Below are 15,593 nucleotides of genomic sequence, written 5' to 3'. Positions count from 1 at the left end.
GTATGCAGCTCGAGCACAGCTTCGTGGTGCCCGCGGACCCCGACACCACCTGGGCGCTCCTGACGGACCTGAAGACGGTGGGTGGCTGCTTCCCCGGGGCCACTGTGACCGAGGCCGATGCCGAGACGTTCGCCGGCAACGTCAAGGTCAAGCTCGGGCCCATCGCGGTGACCTACGAGGGCACGGGCCGGTTCGTCGAGCGTGACGACGAGGCCCACCGGGCCGTCATCGACGGCACCGGCAAGGGTCTGCGCGGGCTCGGCAACGCCGGGGCCCAGGTCACCATGCAGCTGGTCCCTGACGGGCCGGGGACCAGGGTCGACGTTCTCACCGAGCTGAACATCACCGGCAAGCCGGCCCAGTTCGGCCGTGGTGTCATGCAGTCGGTCTCCGACAAGCTGCTCGGCCAGTTCGTCGGCTGCGTGGAGAACAAGCTCGCGGCCGGGGACGGCACCCCGTGACCGACCGGCCGACGGACGGTCCACTGCCTCTCGGCGGCGGGCCGTCCGGCTGGGAGCGGGCTCGCTCGCGCTGCACGGCGTGCGGGAGCGAGGGCCTGCTCGACGAGGGTTTCCTGGAGGACACCGGCGAGGCGGCCAAGGGCTACGTCCGCTGGGTGCAGGGCGCCCGCGACACCGGCTTCCTGGGCGGCTTCGCCTCCATGGGCAGCCCCCGCCTGCTCGTCCGGGCCTTCCGCTGCCGCGAGTGCAACCACCTGGAGCTCTTCGCCGAAGCCCGCTGAGCCGGGCCCGGCCGAACCGGTGACGGGCCGGTGACGCGCGGGGTGAGGGTCGGCATACCCTGGCACGCATGACTGACGCGGACCCGCCCCTGACCACGACCGCCGAGGACGAGGCCGTCCGGATCTGCAAGGAGCTGATCCGGATCGACACCTCCAACTACGGGGACGGCAGCGGGCCGGGGGAGCGGGCGGCCGCGGAGTACGTCATGGGGCTGCTGCAGGAGGTCGGGCTCGACCCGCAGCTGACCGAGTCCGACCCGGGGCGTGCCAGCGTGGTCGTCCGCACCGAGGGACGGGACAGCTCGCGCGGGGGCCTGGTGCTGCACGGGCACCTGGACGTCGTCCCCGCCGAGGCCAAGGACTGGTCGGTCGACCCGTTCGAGGCGGTCGAGAAGGACGGCCTCATCTGGGGCCGGGGCGCCGTGGACATGAAGGACATGGACGCCATGCTGCTGGCCACCCTCCGCCACCTGGCGCGCTCGGGCGAGAAGCCGCCGCGGGACATCGTCTGGGCGTTCTTCGCCGACGAGGAGGCGGGCGGTGTCAAGGGCGCCGGCCATGTCGTCGCCCAGCACCCGGAGTGGTTCGAGGGCTGCACCGAGGCGATCTCCGAGGTCGGCGGCTTCTCCGTCACCCTCCCCGACGCCGCCACCGGCGCACCCACCCGGGCCTACCTGCTCCAGACCGCCGAGAAGGGCATCGCCTGGCTGCGCCTGCACGCGCACGGCCGCGCCGGGCACGGCTCGGTGCCGAACGACGAGAACGCCATCGTCCGGCTGGCGGAGGCGGTCGCCCGGATCGACGCGCACCCGTGGCCGCGCACCCACATCGCCTCGGTCAAGGAGCTCTTCCGCGGGGTCTCGGAGATCACCGGCATGCCGTGGAACGAGGACAGCACGCCCGAGCTGCTGGCGCGGCTGGGCGGGGCGCGCCGGTTCGTGGAGGGGACGCTGCGCGACACCGCCAACTTCTCGATGCTCACCTCCGGCTACAAGCACAACGTCATCCCGCAGACCGCCACCGCGTCCCTGGACTGCCGCTTCCTGCCCGGGCACGAGGAGGAGCTCATGGAGACGATCCGGGAGCTGGCCGGTGAGCACGTCGAGGTCGAGATCGTGCACAAGGACGTCGCGCTGGAGGCGCCGTCCTCGGGCGAGCTGGTCGAGTCGATGAAGCGTGCCCTGCTCAAGGAGGACCCCGGCGCGCACGTCCTGCCCTACTGCCTCTCCGGCGGCACGGACAACAAGCACCTCTCGCGGCTGGGGATCACCGGCTACGGCTTCGCTCCGCTGCGTCTGCCCCAGGACCTCGACTTCACGGGGATGTTCCACGGGGTCGACGAGCGCGTGCCGGTGGACGCGATCCAGTTCGGCACCCGGGTGCTCGGGCAGCTGGTCGCGGACTGCTGAGGCTCCCCGGCACGACGACACGCCCGACCTATGCTGGGCAGACCATGGTCGAGTACGAGTACCGCGAGCTGACCTTCCCGCGAGACACGCAGCGCTCGGCGGTGCGCCAGGCCCTGACCGAGCACGCGGAGTACGGCGACTGGGAGCTGGTCCGCGTGCGGCTGTTCTGGGGCGGGCTGCGCAAGGTCGTGCTGCGGCGCAAGATCATCCGGGTCCGGCGCACCGCCTGAGGGTGATTCGCGCTAACGTCGCACCATGACCGCAGATCCGCGCGCCGCCCTGTCCTTGCTCGTCGCTGCCCTCGAGCGCCACCTGGAGACGGCAGCCGTGAAGCGTGGCGACGACGACCCGGCCGTCGTCGAGGCCTACGAGCGGATCGCCGCCGCCTTCACCGACTACGACGACGCGCTCATGGAGGCCTACGGCGAGGTGACCCCGCTGGACATCTTCGACGAGGACGACGACGACGAGGACCTCGACGACGAGGACGATGACGATGACGATGATGACGACCTCGACGACGAGGACGTTGATGATGACGAAGAGGACGACGACGAGCTCGACGACGACGGGACCTACGTCGGTCTGGACGACGAGGAGTTCGACGTCGACCGCGGTCGGGGCTGAGGCGTGAAGCTCGGACTTTCCTGCGGGTTCTTCGGACAGGGTCACGACGACGAGCACGTCGCGCTCGTGCAGCGCGCCGACCAGCTCGGCGTCGACGTGGTGTGGGCCGCCGAGGCCTACGGACCTGACGTCGTCAGTGTGCTGGCGTGGCTCGGAGCCCGCACCGAGCGCATCGGCCTCGGCGCGGGCGTCATGCAGATCCCGGCGCGGACGCCCGCGGCCACGGCGATGGCGGCGGCGAGCCTGGACAGCCTCACCGGGGGTCGCTTCCGCCTCGGTCTGGGCGTCAGCGGGCCGCAGGTCTCCGAGGGGTGGCACGGGGTGCGCTTCGGCAGGCCGCTGGCCCGGACCCGCGAGTATGCCGACATCGTGCGCCTGGCCCTGTCGCACCAGCCGGTCGCCTACGAGGGCGAGCACTTCACCCTCCCCCTGCCCGACGGCCCGGGCAAGGCGCTCCGGCTGACGCACACCCACCGCCGCCGGATCCCCCTCTACCTCGCTGCGGTCGGGCCCAAGAACCTCGAGCTCGCGGGCGCGATCGCCGACGGCTGGCTGGGCGTCTTCGTCGCGCCGGAGTACTACCCGGAGCAGCGCGCGCAGATCGAGGCGGGCCTGGCGCGGCGGACCGGCGCCCCGGCGCACTTCGACACGAGCGCGACGGTCGCCCTCGCCACCGGCGACGACCTCGAGCGCTGCGCCCGCACGGTCAGCCCCTACCCGGCGCTCTACGTCGGGGGGATGGGCAGCCGGGACAAGAACTTCTACAACCAGCTCGCCTGCCGCATGGGCTACGAGAAGGAGGCGGCCCGCGTCCAGGACCTCTACCTGGAGAAGAAGTGGGCCGAGGCCGCCGCGGCGCTGCCTCCGCAGTTCATCGACGACACCTCGCTGCTGGGCGACGTCGACCGCATCACCGAGCGGATGCGTCGTTACCGCGACGCCGGCATCACCACGCTGACCGTCAGCCCGTTCGGCAAGGACCTCGCCGAGCGCACCGAGTCGCTCGAGATCGCCGTCGAGGCGCACGCGCGCCTGGAGGCGGAGCCGCCGGCGCCGACTCCCGACGCACACCCCCAGCCGGCCGACGCCCGAGGCTGATGGCCATCTGCCTGCTGGTCCGGCACGGCCGGACGAGCGCCAACGCCACGGGCACCCTGGCGGGCTGGCTGCCTGGGGTGGCGCTCGACGCCGAGGGCGCCGCCCAGGCGCGGCGTCTCGGGTCCCGGCTCGCCTCCACCGGGGTCGTCGCGGTGGTGTCCAGCCCGCTGCAGCGCTGCCGGGAGACCGCGGACGGGGTGCTGCACGGCATACCCGAGCAGGACCGGCCCGTCCTGGTCATCGAGGAGCGGCTCGGCGAGGCGCGCTACGGCGCGTGGACCGGTCGCCCGCTCTCCGAGCTCGCCGAGGAGCCGCTGTGGCGCGAGGTGCAGGACCGCCCGTCGACGGTCACCTTCCCTTCGCACCCCGACTTCGAGCACGAGGGCTTGGCGCAGATGCAGGCGCGCGCCGTCGCCGCCGTGCGGGAGTGGGACGAGCGGGTGGAGGCCGAGCACGGCCCCGCCGCGGTCTGGGTCGCGGTGAGCCACGGCGACGTCCTCAAGGCGGTGCTGGCAGACGCCCTGGCGATGCCCCTCGACGAGTTCCAGCGGGTCGTGGTGGATCCGGCCTCGGTGAGCATCGTGCACCGCACGCCGTCCCGGCCGTTCGTGCTGCGCACGAACGACGTCGGCAGCGACCCTGTCGACCTGGGGGCGCTGCGCGAGCGGCTGCGGACGGCCGCGGAGCGCTCCGGCGACGCCGAGGTCGGCGGGGGTGCCGGGACCACGGGGTTCCGGACGTAGGCTGTGCCGCATGGCTGACGAGGTGACCGTCTACGACCCGCCGGAGCGTTGTGTCGCCGGTAGCGTGGGGCCGCCCGGCCAGCGGACCTTCTTCCTGCAGGTCAGCGACGGGCGACGGCGGACGACGATCTCGCTCGAGAAGGAGCAGGTGCGGCTGCTCGGCCTCTCGCTCGTCGAGCTGGTCGACGAGGTGGCGGCGATCGAGGGGTCCGTCGAGGCTGCGGCCAGGTATGTCGACACCGCGCCCCTGGACGCCCCGTTCGAGGACGACTTCCGCGTTCAGCGGCTGTCGGTGGCCTGGGAGGCCGCCCGGGGGCGCGTCGTCGTCGAGGCCTTCGACCGGCCTGACGTGGAGGATCTCCTGGAGCTCGACCCGACGGACGACTACCCGTGGACGGGTCGGCCGCCCCGGGCCGTGTCGATCGTGCTGGAGCCGGCCCGGGCCAGGGCGTTCGCGCAGCGGTGCACGTCCTCGCTGGAGGGCGGACGTCCGTCCTGCCCGTTCTGCGGGCAGCCGCTGGACCCCACCGGTCACATCTGCCCCCGGGCCAACGGCTACCGGCGCTGAGGGCCCCCGCTGGTGCCTGACGACCCGGTGAGGACCGCCGACGGGCTGGAACTGCTGCGGCGCAGCGCGATCCAGCCGGTCGGGGTGCTGCGGGAGGCGTCCAACGTCACGGTGCTCGTCGACCTGCTCGAGCCGGACGGCACGCCGACGGGCCGTCGGGCGGTCTACAAGCCGGTCCAGGGGGAGCGACCGCTGGCCGACTTCCCGCCCCGCACGCTCGCTGCCCGCGAGGTGGCCGCCTACCTGATCAGCGAGATCGGCGGCTGGGGCCTCGTGCCGCCGACGGTCCTGCGCGACGGGCCGCTCGGCCCCGGGTCCGTGCAGCTCTGGGTGGACGTCCACGAAGGGCACCGCCCCGCCGGCGGGCTCGTCGACGTCGTGCGGCCGGAGGAGGTCGAGGACGGCGGCTGGTTGCCGGTCGTCGAGGCCACGGACGAGGACGGCCGACCGCTGGTCGTCGTCCACGCCGACGATGCCCGGCTCCGCTCGCTGGCCGTCCTCGACGCCGTGCTCGACAACGCGGACCGCAAGGCCGCGCACGTCGGTGTCGAGGGGGACCGGTTGTGGGGCTTCGACCACGGGCTGTGCCTCAACGTCCACCCCAAGCTGCGGACCGTGCTGTGGGGCTGGGCGGGTGAGGATCTCGGAGAGACCGAGACCGCGCGGGTGCAGCGCGTGCTGGCCGCCCTGGCTGACGGGTCCTCCGGGATGGAGGAGCTGCTGTCGCCCAGCGAGACCTCGGCGCTCCGGCTCAGGCTCGAGCGCCTCGTCGCCGACCCGCGCCTGCCGCTGCCGCCCGGCGACCGCTACCCGCTGCCCTGGCCGCTGTGGTGATCGCGCCCGCACCCACCAGCACCCTCCTCGACCGGACAGGCGTTCCTGCCGGCCTTCACCCTCCTCGACCGGACAGGCGTTCCTGCCGGCCCGCACCCTCCTCGACCGGACAGGCGTTCCTGCCGAGCGTGGGCTGACTTCGGGGCGTCGCCGGCAGCGGGTTAGGCTCGCCCCGTGAAGTCCTGGACCTCCCCGCCCGTGCCCGCGCTGCCCGGCGAAGGAGGACCGCTCACCGTCCACGACAGCTCCACCGGCGGGCCGGTCACGCTGCAGCCCGAGGGGACGGCGCGCCTCTACGTATGTGGCATCACCCCCTACGACGCGACCCACCTCGGGCACGCGGCGACCTACCTGACCTTCGACCTGGTCCAGCGCGTGTGGCTGGACGCCGGCCTGCAGGTCGACTACGTCCAGAACGTCACCGACGTCGACGAGCCGCTGCTCGAGCGCGCCGACCGTGACGGTGTGCACTGGGAGGACCTCGCCGCACGGGAGATCGACCTCTTCCGCACCGACATGGAGGCGCTGCGCATCCTCGCGCCCACGCACTACGTCGGGGCGGTGGAGGGCATCCCTGCCGACGTCGACGCCATCCGACGGCTGCTGGCGAGCGGCGCGGCATACCGGATCCCCGTCGGGGCCGACGAGGGGGCGCTGGAGGACGGCGCGTCCGACGTCTACCTCGACCTGGCGCAGCAGCGCACCTTCGGCGCGGTCTCGGGCTGGACGCGTGAGGAGATGCTCGAGGTCTTCGCCGAACGCGGCGGGGACCCCGGTCGCGCGGGGAAGCGCGACGAGCTCGACCCCCTCATGTGGCGGGCGGCCCGTGAGGGCGAGCCGTCCTGGGACGGTGCCACCCTCGGGCGCGGGCGGCCGGGGTGGCACATCGAGTGCTCCACGATCGCGCTCACCTACCTGGGCGCCCCGTTCGACGTGCAGGGCGGCGGGACCGACCTGATCTTCCCCCACCACGAGATGAGCGCGGTCCAGGCCACCGCGCTCGAGGGCACGTCCTTCGCCAGGGCGTACGTGCACCAGGCGATGGTGGGTCTCGACGGCGAGAAGATGAGCAAGTCGAAGGGCAACCTCGTGCTCGTCTCCCGGCTGCGCACCGAGGGTGTGGACCCGATGGTCATCCGCCTCGCGCTGCTCGCGCACCACTACCGGACGCCCTGGGAGTGGGACGACAGCGACCTAGCCGTGGCAGGGCCGCGCTGGAGCACCTGGCGCGCGGCAGCCGCGCTCGCCGCCGAGGGGACCGCGCCGACCGACCTCGACGAGCAGACCGTGACCACGCTGCGCGGGCGGCTCGCCGACGACCTCGACACCGCTGCGGCCCTGCTCGCGGTGGACGCCTGGGCCGAGCAGGTCAACGCGGGCCGTGCGACGGCCGTGTCCACCCTGGTGCCCGAGGCCGTCGACGCCCTGCTCGGGCTGGACCTGCTCGGCTGAGCGCGACTCAGCCCCGGGGCGAGCCGTCCTCGCCGCGCTTGCGCAGGTAGCGCTCGAACTCGCGCGCGATGGCGTCACCGGTGGCCTCGGGCAGGTCCGCCGTGTCCTGGGCGTCCTCGAGCGAGGCGACGTACTCCGCCACCTCCTCGTCGGAGGCGGCCAGCTCGTCCACGCCTCGCTCCCACGCCCGGGACGCCTCGGCCATCTCGGCGTCGTCGATGACGCAGCCGAGCAGCTCCTCGAGCGCACCGAGCAGCGCGAGCGAGGCCTTGGGGGAGGGCGGCCCGCCGGCGTAGTGCGGCACAGCCGCCCAGGCCGACAGCGTGGGCAGGTCGCGGCGGTGGGCCAGGTCGCCGAGCACGCCGACGATGCCGGTCGGGCCCTCGTAGGTGCTCCGCTCCGCGATGCCCTGCTCCAGCAGGTCACGGTCCTCGCTGGTGACGCTCACCGGGATGGGCCTGGTGTGCGGCACGTCCGCGAGCAGCCCGCCCAAGGTCACCAGGAGGGTGGCCCCCTGGTCCTGGCAGAAGTCGAGCAGCTCGGTGCAGAACGCCCGCCAGCGCACCGACGGCTCGATCCCGTGCACGAGGACGACGTCCCGGCCGAGGGGCGCGTTGCGCGCGACGTAGAGTCGGGTCGAGGGCCAGCGCACGGTCCGCTCGCCGCCGACGGTGACTACCGAGGGGCGGTTGACCTGAAGGTCGTAGTAGTCCTCCGGGTCGAGGGAGGCCACGAGCTCGGCCGACCAGACCTGGCGCAGGTGCTCGAGCACGGCGGACGCGGACTCGCCGGCGTCGTTCCAGCCCTCGAAGGCGGCGATGACCACCGGGTCGCGCAGCGGGCTGACGTCGGCGAACTCCAGCATGAGGCCCTCCTGATGACGTGCGTCGGCGGCCGGTACCCGGCCCCTCCGGATCACCCTACGTCGCCACCTAGCATGTGGGCGTGCAGCCACCCCAGCGCCCCGGACCTCTTCTGCCCGCCGCGGTCCTGTGGGACATGGACGGCACGATCGTGGACACGGAGCCTTACTGGATGGCCGCCGAGCGGGCGGTGGTCGAGCAGGCGGGCGGCACGTGGAGCCACGCGCAGGGCCTGCAGCTCGTCGGCAACCCGCTGCTGCGCTCCGCCGAGATCCTGCTGGAGCAGACCCCGCTGACGGGGACGCCCGAGGAGGTGGTGGACCGTATCCAGGGGGAGGTCGAGCTGCGGATGCGCGAGGAGCTGCCGTGGCGGCCCGGTGCGCAGGCCCTGCTGACCGAGCTGGCCGGGCTGGGCGTGCCGTGCGCCCTCGTGACCATGTCGTATGCCGTGCTCGCCCGCGTCCTCGTCGCCGGTCTGCCACCGGGCACCTTCGCGACGGTCGTGACGGGCGACGAGGTGACCCACGGCAAGCCGCACCCGGAGCCCTACCTGACCGCCGCCGCACGGCTCGGCGTCGACCCGGCGCACTGCGTCGCGCTCGAGGACTCACCCACGGGCGCCGGCTCCGCCGTCGCGGCCGGTGTCCCCACGATCGGGGTGCCGCACCTGGTGCCGATCGCCCCGCGCGAGGGCCTCGTGCTCGTGGACACCCTGGCCGGGCTGGGCGCGCACGACCTCGTGCCGCTGGCGACGGGAGCACCTGGCACCCGGGCCTGAGACACCGCTCAGTCGCTGTCGGCGACCGGGTCGGTGCGGCTGGCGGCCCGCGGGTCCGTCGCCCGCACCGCGGCGTCCTCCGGCAGCTCGGGCGGCGTGCCGCCCCAGGCCGGGCAGTGCGCCTGGAAGGAGCACCAGCTGCAGGCGCGGCCGCGGTTGGGACGCCAGTCCCCGCTCGTCGCGGCGAGCTCGATGGCCTGCCACAGGGCGTGGATCTTGCGCTCGGTGGCCAGCAGGTCGCGCTCGGTGGGGTCGATCCACAGGACCTGCCCGTCGCGCAGGTAGACCAGCTGCAGCCGGCTGGGCAGCACGCCACGCGTGCGCCACAGCGCCAGCGCGTAGAACTTGAGCTGGAAGAGCGCGCGCCCCTCGTAGAGCTCGGAGGGTGCGCGCCCGGTCTTGTAGTCGACGATCCGCAGCCGCCCGTCGGGCGCCTCGTCCAGCCGGTCGACGACCCCGCGTATGGTCAGGCCCCGGGTCTCGGCCTCCACGTAGAGCTCGCGCTCGACCGGCTCGAGGCTCGTCGGGTCCTCCAGCGCGAACCAGCGCTCGAGGAGGGTGACGGCCTCGGCATACCAGGCCTCGGGGGAGGGGGTGCCCTCGGCGGCGTCGACGAGGGCCGCCAGCTCGGGCTCCTCCTCGACCATGCGCAGCCACTGACCCGGCACCAGCTCGGAGGCGGCCGCCAGCGTGCGCCCCGGCGCAGGCAGGTCGAAGAGCCGCTCGAGGACGGCGTGCACAAGGGTCCCCCGGGCCGCGGCGGGGCTGGGCTCCTCGGTGAGCCGGTCCACGACCCGGAAGCGGTAGAGCATCGGGCACTGCATGAAGTCGGCCGCCCGGGACGGTGAGAGAGCGGGTGGCATGCGCGTCACTCTACGGATCCGCACCGACACACCCGGTTAGGTTGGGCACATGAGCGAGACGACGACGGGCCAGCACGGCTGGCGGATCGGCCGCCTGTCCGGCGTGCCGGTCTACCTGGGCCGCAGCTGGATCCTCGTGGCCGTGCTCATCGCGGCGGTCTTCGGCCCGACGGTCACCCGGACGCTGCCCGGGCTGGGTCCGACGGGGTATGTCGTCGCCCTCGCCTTCGCGGTGCTCCTGCTGCTGTCCGTGCTGGTCCACGAGGCCGCCCACGCGCTCGTGGCCCAGCGCGTGGGCTTCCGGGTGTCGCGGATCGTCGCCGACTTCTGGGGCGGGCACACCGCCCACGACGGCAGCGGGGGCACGCCGGGCCGCAGCGCCGCGGTCGCGGTCGTGGGGCCGTTGTCGAACGGGCTGCTGGCGCTCCTCGGCTGGTGGCTGCTCGGGCACGTGGACGCCCCGGTGCCCTTCCTGCTGCTGGCCGCCTTCACCTACGCCAACGCCTTCGTCGCGGTGTTCAACCTCATCCCCGGGCTGCCCCTGGACGGCGGCTTCCTGCTCGAGTCCCTGGTCTGGCAGCTCAGCGGCAACCGTCATCTCGGCACCCTCGTGGCCGGCTGGGCGGGCAGGGCAGCCGTCGTGGTCATCGTCCTGTGGGCGTTGCGGCCGGTGCTGCTGGAGGGGCAGCAGCTCGACATCACGCGCGTCCTCTGGGTGATGGTCATCGGTCTGTTCCTGTGGCAGGGCGCCGGGCAGGCCGTGCGGGCCGGGCGCCAGGGCCTGCACGTCTCGCGGCGCCGGGTGGGCGACGCGGCGCGCCGGGTCGGTGTCGTGGGTGCGGACGAGCCGGTCTCGGCCGTCGACTGGGCCGCCCACCCGCTCTGGGTCGTGGTCGACCCGTCGGGCGGGCCCGTGGGGGTGGTGGACCCGGGCGCGCTGCGATCGTTGCCCGAGGCGGCCCGGGCGGTGGCGACCGCGGCCTCACTGACGGTGCGCCTGCCCGCCGGGTGGGCCATCACCCTGGACGAGGACGACCCGCTGGACCGGGCCGTGGACGTCATGCGCCGCACCGGCTCCGGGGTCGTGGGTCTGCTGGACCGGAGCGGCCGCCCGTGGGGCGTGGTGCTGGTCGACGACGTGTCCGGGCGATCCGCGCCCTCCGCACGCTCGTAGGATGACCCGGTGACCCTCCCGGCCGACGACCTCACCGACCCCGCGACCCCGCCGACCGGCGCCGACCTCCGTCGGGGCCCGTTCCGGGCCGGTGACCGCGTGCAGCTGACCGACCCGAAGGGCCGCCTGCACACCATCACGCTCGAGCCGGGGAAGACCTTCCACACCCACCGCGGGCACGTCCGCCACGACGACCTCATCGGGGCGCCCGACGGGACCGTCGTCCAGCACAGTTCGGGAGCTGACTACCTCGCGCTCCGACCGCTGCTGTCCGACTACGTCCTGTCCATGCCGCGCGGGGCCCAGGTCGTCTACCCCAAGGACGCGGGTCAGATCGTCACCTACGCCGACATCTTCCCGGGCGCGACGGTGGTCGAGGCCGGCGTGGGCTCCGGTGCCCTGTCCATGTCCCTCCTGCGGGCGGTCGGCGACCAGGGGCGGCTCTACAGCTTCGAGCGCCGTGCGGACTTCGCCGAGATCGCCCAGGCCAACGGGCGCGCGTTCTTCGGCACGGACCACCCCGCGTGGACCGTCACCCTCGGCGACCTCGTCGAGATGCTGCCCGTGACGTGCGCCCCGGGCAGCGTCGACCGGGTCGTGCTCGACATGCTCGCCCCGTGGGAGTGCCTGGACGTCGTGGGGGAGGCGCTCGCGCCCGGCGGGGTGCTGATCTGCTACGTCGCGACCACGACCCAGCTCTCCCGGGTGGCCGAGACCGCCCGGCGCGCGGGCGGCTGGACCGAGCCCGTCGCCTGGGAGTCGCTGGTGCGCGGCTGGCACCTCGAGGGTCTGTCCGTGCGTCCCGAGCACCGGATGCACGGGCACACCGGCTTCCTCGTCACGCTGCGACGCCTGGCGCCCGGCGTCGACGCGCCCCTGCGCAAGAAGCGTCCCGCCCCCGGGGCCTACGGCGAGGACTACACCCCCGTCGTCGAGGAGGAGTGGAGCCCCGAGGACCTCGGCGAGCGCCCGGTCTCCGACAAGCGGCTGCGTCGCACCGCCCGCGACGCGCGGGCGACGGCAGACGCGCGGGGGAGTGACGGCATACCCGACGAGGCTCCGGAGGAGGGCGAGCAACCGTGAGCCAGCCGACCGGGTCAGCGCGCGAGCGCAACCTCGAGCAGCAGGTCCGGACGCTGACCGCCCGGGTCGGGGAGATGTCGGCCCGCAACGAGCAGCTCACCCAGACCCTGCGGACCGCGCGCACGCAGATCACCGGGCTCCGCGAGGACCTCGACGCGATGGCCACGCCGCCGCTGACGTTCGGCATGGTCGTCGGCCTGGTGGGGGACGGCACCGTCGACGTCACGGTGTCCGGCCGGAGGGTGCGCACCCACGTCTCCTCCGAGGTGTCCACCGACGAGCTGCGCCCGGGTCGGGAGGTCCTCCTCAACGAGGCCCAGGCCGTGGTGGCCGTCGCGGCCTACGAGCGGCACGGCGAGGTCGTGACCTGCAAGGAGCTGCTCGGCAGCGACCGGGTCGTCGTCATCGTGCGCGGCGAGGACGAGCGGGTGTGCGTGCGGGCGGGCTCGCTGCGTGACGAGCCCCTGCGGCTGGGCGACGCCTTGCTCATGGACCCGCGCACGGGGTTCGTGACCGAGCGGGTGCCGCGGCCGGAGGTGATGGAGCTGGTCCTCGAGGAGGTCCCGGACATCTCCTACGACGACATCGGTGGCCTGTCGGGCCAGATCGAGCAGATCCGCGATGCCGTCGAGCTGCCCTTCCTCCACCGCGACCTCTACGCCGCCCACCAGCTGCGGCCGCCCAAGGGCGTGCTCCTCTACGGGCCGCCCGGGTGCGGCAAGACGCTCATCGCCAAGGCGGTCGCCGCGTCGCTGGCCCGGCAGGCGGCCCGGCTGCGGGGCGAGCCGGAGGACGTGGCGAGCTACTTCCTCAACATCAAGGGCCCGGAGCTGCTCAACAAGTACGTCGGCGAGACCGAGCGCCACATCCGGCTCATCTTCCAGCGCGCGCGGGAGAAGTCGGCCGACGGCCACCCGGTGGTGGTGTTCTTCGACGAGATGGAGTCGCTCTTCCGCACGCGCGGCTCCGGCGTCTCCTCCGACGTGGAGACGACGATCGTGCCGCAGCTGCTGGCTGAGATCGACGGCGTGGAGCGGCTCGACAACGTCATCGTCATCGGCGCCTCCAACCGCGAGGACATGATCGACCCGGCGATCCTGCGCCCCGGGCGGCTCGACGTGAAGATCAAGATCGAGCGCCCCGACGCCGCGGGCGCCCGGGACATCTTCGGCAAGTACCTCACCACCGACGTGCCCCTGCACCCCGAGGAGGTGGCCGCGCACGGCGGCGACCGTGCGGCCACGGTTGCCGCGATGATCGACGCCACCGTCCGGCAGATGTATGCCGTGTCTCCCGAGAACGCCTTCCTCGAGGTGACCTACGCCGGCGGCGACCGTGAGGTGCTCTACTTCAAGGACTTCGCGTCCGGGGCGATGGTGCACAACATCGTCGACCGGGCCAAGAAGTCGGCGATCAAGGACCTGCTGACGACGGGGGACGAGGGCCTGCGCCAGCGGCACCTGGACCAGGCCTACCTCGACGAGTTCAAGGAGAACGAGGACCTGCCCAACACCACCAACCCCGACGACTGGGCCCGCGTGTCCGGGAAGAAGGGGGAGCGGATCTCCTACATCCGCACGCTGGTCGGCGACGCCTCGGGCACCCACCCCGGACGCTCGGTGGAGCAGGGGACGACCGGTCCCTACCTGTGAGGGCGTCCACGAGCCACTCCGGTGAGTGACTTAGGGACGGGATCGGCCGGTGATGCGTGCGGGAGCCACTCACGAGAGTGACGTGTGACCGGGAAAGTGGCGGCGCCACTCGTCGCTGGTGATGCTGACGTCCAAGCCCTGCTTGCGCATCGCCCGGACGACCCGCTCGAGGGTGGCGGCGGGAGTCCGGTAGACGTCCTTGGCGAGCAGCGTGACGATCCGCCAGTCGGCGTCGTCGAACTCCTCCCTCCGGGCGACGTCGGACTCCCACTGCTCCTGCGACTCCGCGTGCTGGCGACCGTCGTACTCGAGCGCCAGGCGATGCTTCCTGTAGCCCATGTCCAGCCGACGCACCAGCTCGCCGTCGTCATCGAAGAAGCGGATGTCGACGGCCGGCTCGGGGAGGCCGGCGAGCACGACGAGCATCCGCGACCTGGTCTCCATGGGCGAGTCGACGCCGGTGCGGACGAACGCGGCTGCGCGCACCGCACGTCGCCGAACAGACCGGGGTGCCTCGGCGGCGGCGGCAACGAGCTGTGCAGGGGTGGTCCGGCCCCGCTTCACGAGTGAGTCGCCGAGCACGACCAGATCGATGAACGACAGATGCCCGGCAAGGTCCACGAAGGTGTCCACCGCGCTCGTGAGCGGGATGCCCCGCAAGCGCACCGGCGATCGCGAGGACCGGTGCACGCACACCTCGGGACGGCGTGAGCGGTGCCTGTTGCCGGGGACGCTGGCATGCAGGGTGTCGGTCTCGGGCACGACCGCGCCCCAGAGCCTGGCCGCCTGGTGATGGGACACGAAGGCCTCCTCGCCCGCGACCAGCAGGACCGCCTGCGCAGCCGTGCGCGCATCCTGCGCTGCGGTCGCCCGGATGCAGACGCCGGGCAGAATCTTCACGAAGGCGGCCGAGCGCAGCAGGCGTCGGGAGTGACCGGCGGCGACGGCGTCGCGCACTCGGAAAGGTTCGTCCAGGTTGATCGTCCCCACGGAGCCACCCTGCCCGACCCGCCCCGAGCAGCTCGGTCTTTGTCCACAGGTGCGTGCGTGAGTCACGCCGGTGAGTGACATACCGGGCGCGTGCGCAACCCACTCACCGGAGTCGGACACGCACGCCATACCGGGCGAGCGCGTGCGCAACCCACTCACCGGAGTCGGACGCGCACGCCATACCGGGCGGGCGCGTGCGCAACCCACTCACCGGAGTCGGACACGCACGCCCGTCGGTATGACGTGCGTGAGTCACTCCGGTGAGTGACGTGAGCACGCTCTCAGCCGGTATGGCGTGCGTGAGTCACTCCGGTGAGCGGATCAGGCACGGCGGGCCGCGACAGCGGCGGCCACCGCCCTCCAGCCGACCAGGCCGGCCACCAGCACACCGGTCGCGACGAGCACGAAGGGCAGGGCGGTCCCGGCGCCGGCCAGCTGGCGCCCCAGCATGCCGACAACGAGCGCGCAGAGAGCGACGACGAGTCCCTCGAGCCACCAGCTGCGCACCCGCTCCGGCAGCAGCGCCACGAAGACCCAGCCCAGCGTCATACCCGCGAGGAAGGGCCAGGCGGTGCGCAGGACGCCGAGCACGTCGTCGCTGAGGTCGTGGCTCGCGCGACCGGCGGCAGCGAAGAGGAGGACGACGGCGAGGTCCAGGAAGTAGGCAGGCTTCGGCACACGGGCATGGTCGCACGGCCCGGAGTTGACCTCCGGCGG

General features: G+C 73.1%; 18 protein-coding genes. 14 read left to right on the top strand and 4 right to left on the bottom strand.

From position 1 onward, the window contains the following. Positions 1-2: 2 nt before the first annotated feature. From IEV65_RS07130 to mshC, 10 genes are all read left to right on the top strand, one after another. Positions 3-461, top strand: coding sequence for an SRPBCC family protein (locus tag IEV65_RS07130; protein ID WP_188429102.1), 459 nt, complete (start codon positions 3-5; stop codon positions 459-461). Further along, a complete protein-coding gene (locus tag IEV65_RS07125) occupies positions 458-742 on the top strand; it encodes a hypothetical protein (RefSeq protein WP_229734994.1) in 285 nt (94 codons plus the stop codon). The genes IEV65_RS07130 and IEV65_RS07125 overlap by 4 nt, the downstream gene beginning before the upstream one ends. A gap of 68 nt (positions 743-810) precedes the next feature. Beyond that, positions 811-2,151, top strand: a complete 1,341-nt coding sequence (locus IEV65_RS07120) for a M20/M25/M40 family metallo-hydrolase (protein WP_188429100.1) — start codon at positions 811-813, stop codon at positions 2,149-2,151. A gap of 44 nt (positions 2,152-2,195) precedes the next feature. Further along, positions 2,196-2,381, top strand: a complete 186-nt coding sequence (locus IEV65_RS07115; RefSeq protein ID WP_188429098.1) for a DUF5703 family protein — start codon at positions 2,196-2,198, stop codon at positions 2,379-2,381. A 25-nt stretch (positions 2,382-2,406) separates the two neighbouring features. Next, on the top strand, positions 2,407-2,778 hold the full coding sequence (locus IEV65_RS07110) for a hypothetical protein (protein ID WP_188429096.1): 372 nt from the start codon (positions 2,407-2,409) through the stop codon (positions 2,776-2,778). Positions 2,779-2,781: 3 nt separating this feature from the next. Further along, positions 2,782-3,876 (top strand): LLM class F420-dependent oxidoreductase, encoded by a 1,095-nt coding sequence (locus IEV65_RS07105; RefSeq protein ID WP_188429094.1) that lies wholly within the window; start codon positions 2,782-2,784, stop codon positions 3,874-3,876. Beyond that, complete coding sequence (locus tag IEV65_RS07100; RefSeq protein WP_188429092.1) at positions 3,876-4,619, top strand: MSMEG_4193 family putative phosphomutase; 744 nt, start codon at positions 3,876-3,878, stop codon at positions 4,617-4,619. The genes IEV65_RS07105 and IEV65_RS07100 overlap by 1 nt, the downstream gene beginning before the upstream one ends. A 10-nt stretch (positions 4,620-4,629) precedes the next feature. After that, positions 4,630-5,187, top strand: a complete 558-nt coding sequence (locus tag IEV65_RS07095) for a DUF3090 family protein (RefSeq protein WP_188429090.1) — start codon at positions 4,630-4,632, stop codon at positions 5,185-5,187. Between the two features lie 12 nt (positions 5,188-5,199). Next, positions 5,200-6,021, top strand: a complete 822-nt coding sequence (locus IEV65_RS07090; RefSeq protein ID WP_188429088.1) for an SCO1664 family protein — start codon at positions 5,200-5,202, stop codon at positions 6,019-6,021. 174 nt (positions 6,022-6,195) lie between these two features. Then, positions 6,196-7,473, top strand: coding sequence for a cysteine--1-D-myo-inosityl 2-amino-2-deoxy-alpha-D-glucopyranoside ligase (mshC, locus tag IEV65_RS07085; protein ID WP_188429086.1), 1,278 nt, complete (start codon positions 6,196-6,198; stop codon positions 7,471-7,473). 7 nt (positions 7,474-7,480) lie between these two features. Here the strand turns inward: mshC and IEV65_RS07080 are convergent, their stop codons facing one another. Further along, the gene (locus tag IEV65_RS07080) at positions 7,481-8,338 is read right to left on the bottom strand and encodes a PAC2 family protein (RefSeq protein ID WP_188429084.1); all 858 of its coding nucleotides are present in this window, start codon (positions 8,336-8,338) and stop codon (positions 7,481-7,483) included. 80 nt (positions 8,339-8,418) lie between these two features. Here IEV65_RS07080 and IEV65_RS07075 point away from each other — a divergent pair, with 80 nt between their 5' ends. Further along, positions 8,419-9,114: an HAD family hydrolase gene (locus tag IEV65_RS07075; RefSeq protein ID WP_229734992.1), complete on the top strand. Its 696-nt coding sequence runs from the start codon at positions 8,419-8,421 to the stop codon at positions 9,112-9,114. Between the two features lie 8 nt (positions 9,115-9,122). Here the strand turns inward: IEV65_RS07075 and IEV65_RS07070 are convergent, their stop codons facing one another. Next, positions 9,123-9,977, bottom strand: a complete 855-nt coding sequence (locus IEV65_RS07070) for a RecB family exonuclease (RefSeq protein ID WP_188429082.1) — start codon at positions 9,975-9,977, stop codon at positions 9,123-9,125. A gap of 49 nt (positions 9,978-10,026) precedes the next feature. Here IEV65_RS07070 and IEV65_RS07065 point away from each other — a divergent pair, with 49 nt between their 5' ends. From IEV65_RS07065 to arc, 3 genes are all read left to right on the top strand, one after another. After that, a complete protein-coding gene (locus IEV65_RS07065; RefSeq protein WP_188429081.1) occupies positions 10,027-11,151 on the top strand; it encodes a site-2 protease family protein in 1,125 nt (374 codons plus the stop codon). Between the two features lie 9 nt (positions 11,152-11,160). After that, positions 11,161-12,234: a tRNA (adenine-N1)-methyltransferase gene (locus IEV65_RS07060; RefSeq protein WP_188429079.1), complete on the top strand. Its 1,074-nt coding sequence runs from the start codon at positions 11,161-11,163 to the stop codon at positions 12,232-12,234. Positions 12,235-12,308: 74 nt separating this feature from the next. Then, positions 12,309-13,886: a proteasome ATPase gene (gene arc / locus IEV65_RS07055; RefSeq protein WP_188429561.1), complete on the top strand. Its 1,578-nt coding sequence runs from the start codon at positions 12,309-12,311 to the stop codon at positions 13,884-13,886. Between the two features lie 69 nt (positions 13,887-13,955). Here the strand turns inward: arc and IEV65_RS07050 are convergent, their stop codons facing one another. Further along, on the bottom strand, positions 13,956-14,876 hold the full coding sequence (locus IEV65_RS07050) for a putative endonuclease domain-containing protein (RefSeq protein ID WP_229734991.1): 921 nt from the start codon (positions 14,874-14,876) through the stop codon (positions 13,956-13,958). A gap of 321 nt (positions 14,877-15,197) precedes the next feature. Continuing rightward, the gene (locus tag IEV65_RS07045) at positions 15,198-15,554 is read right to left on the bottom strand and encodes a DUF3054 domain-containing protein (RefSeq protein ID WP_188429077.1); all 357 of its coding nucleotides are present in this window, start codon (positions 15,552-15,554) and stop codon (positions 15,198-15,200) included. Positions 15,555-15,593 lie beyond the last annotated feature (39 nt).

This window comes from Ornithinimicrobium tianjinense (assembly GCF_014636495.1).
GTDB lineage: Bacteria > Actinomycetota > Actinomycetes > Actinomycetales > Dermatophilaceae > Ornithinicoccus > Ornithinicoccus tianjinensis.
This window is presented reverse-complemented; position numbering and strand designations above follow the sequence as displayed.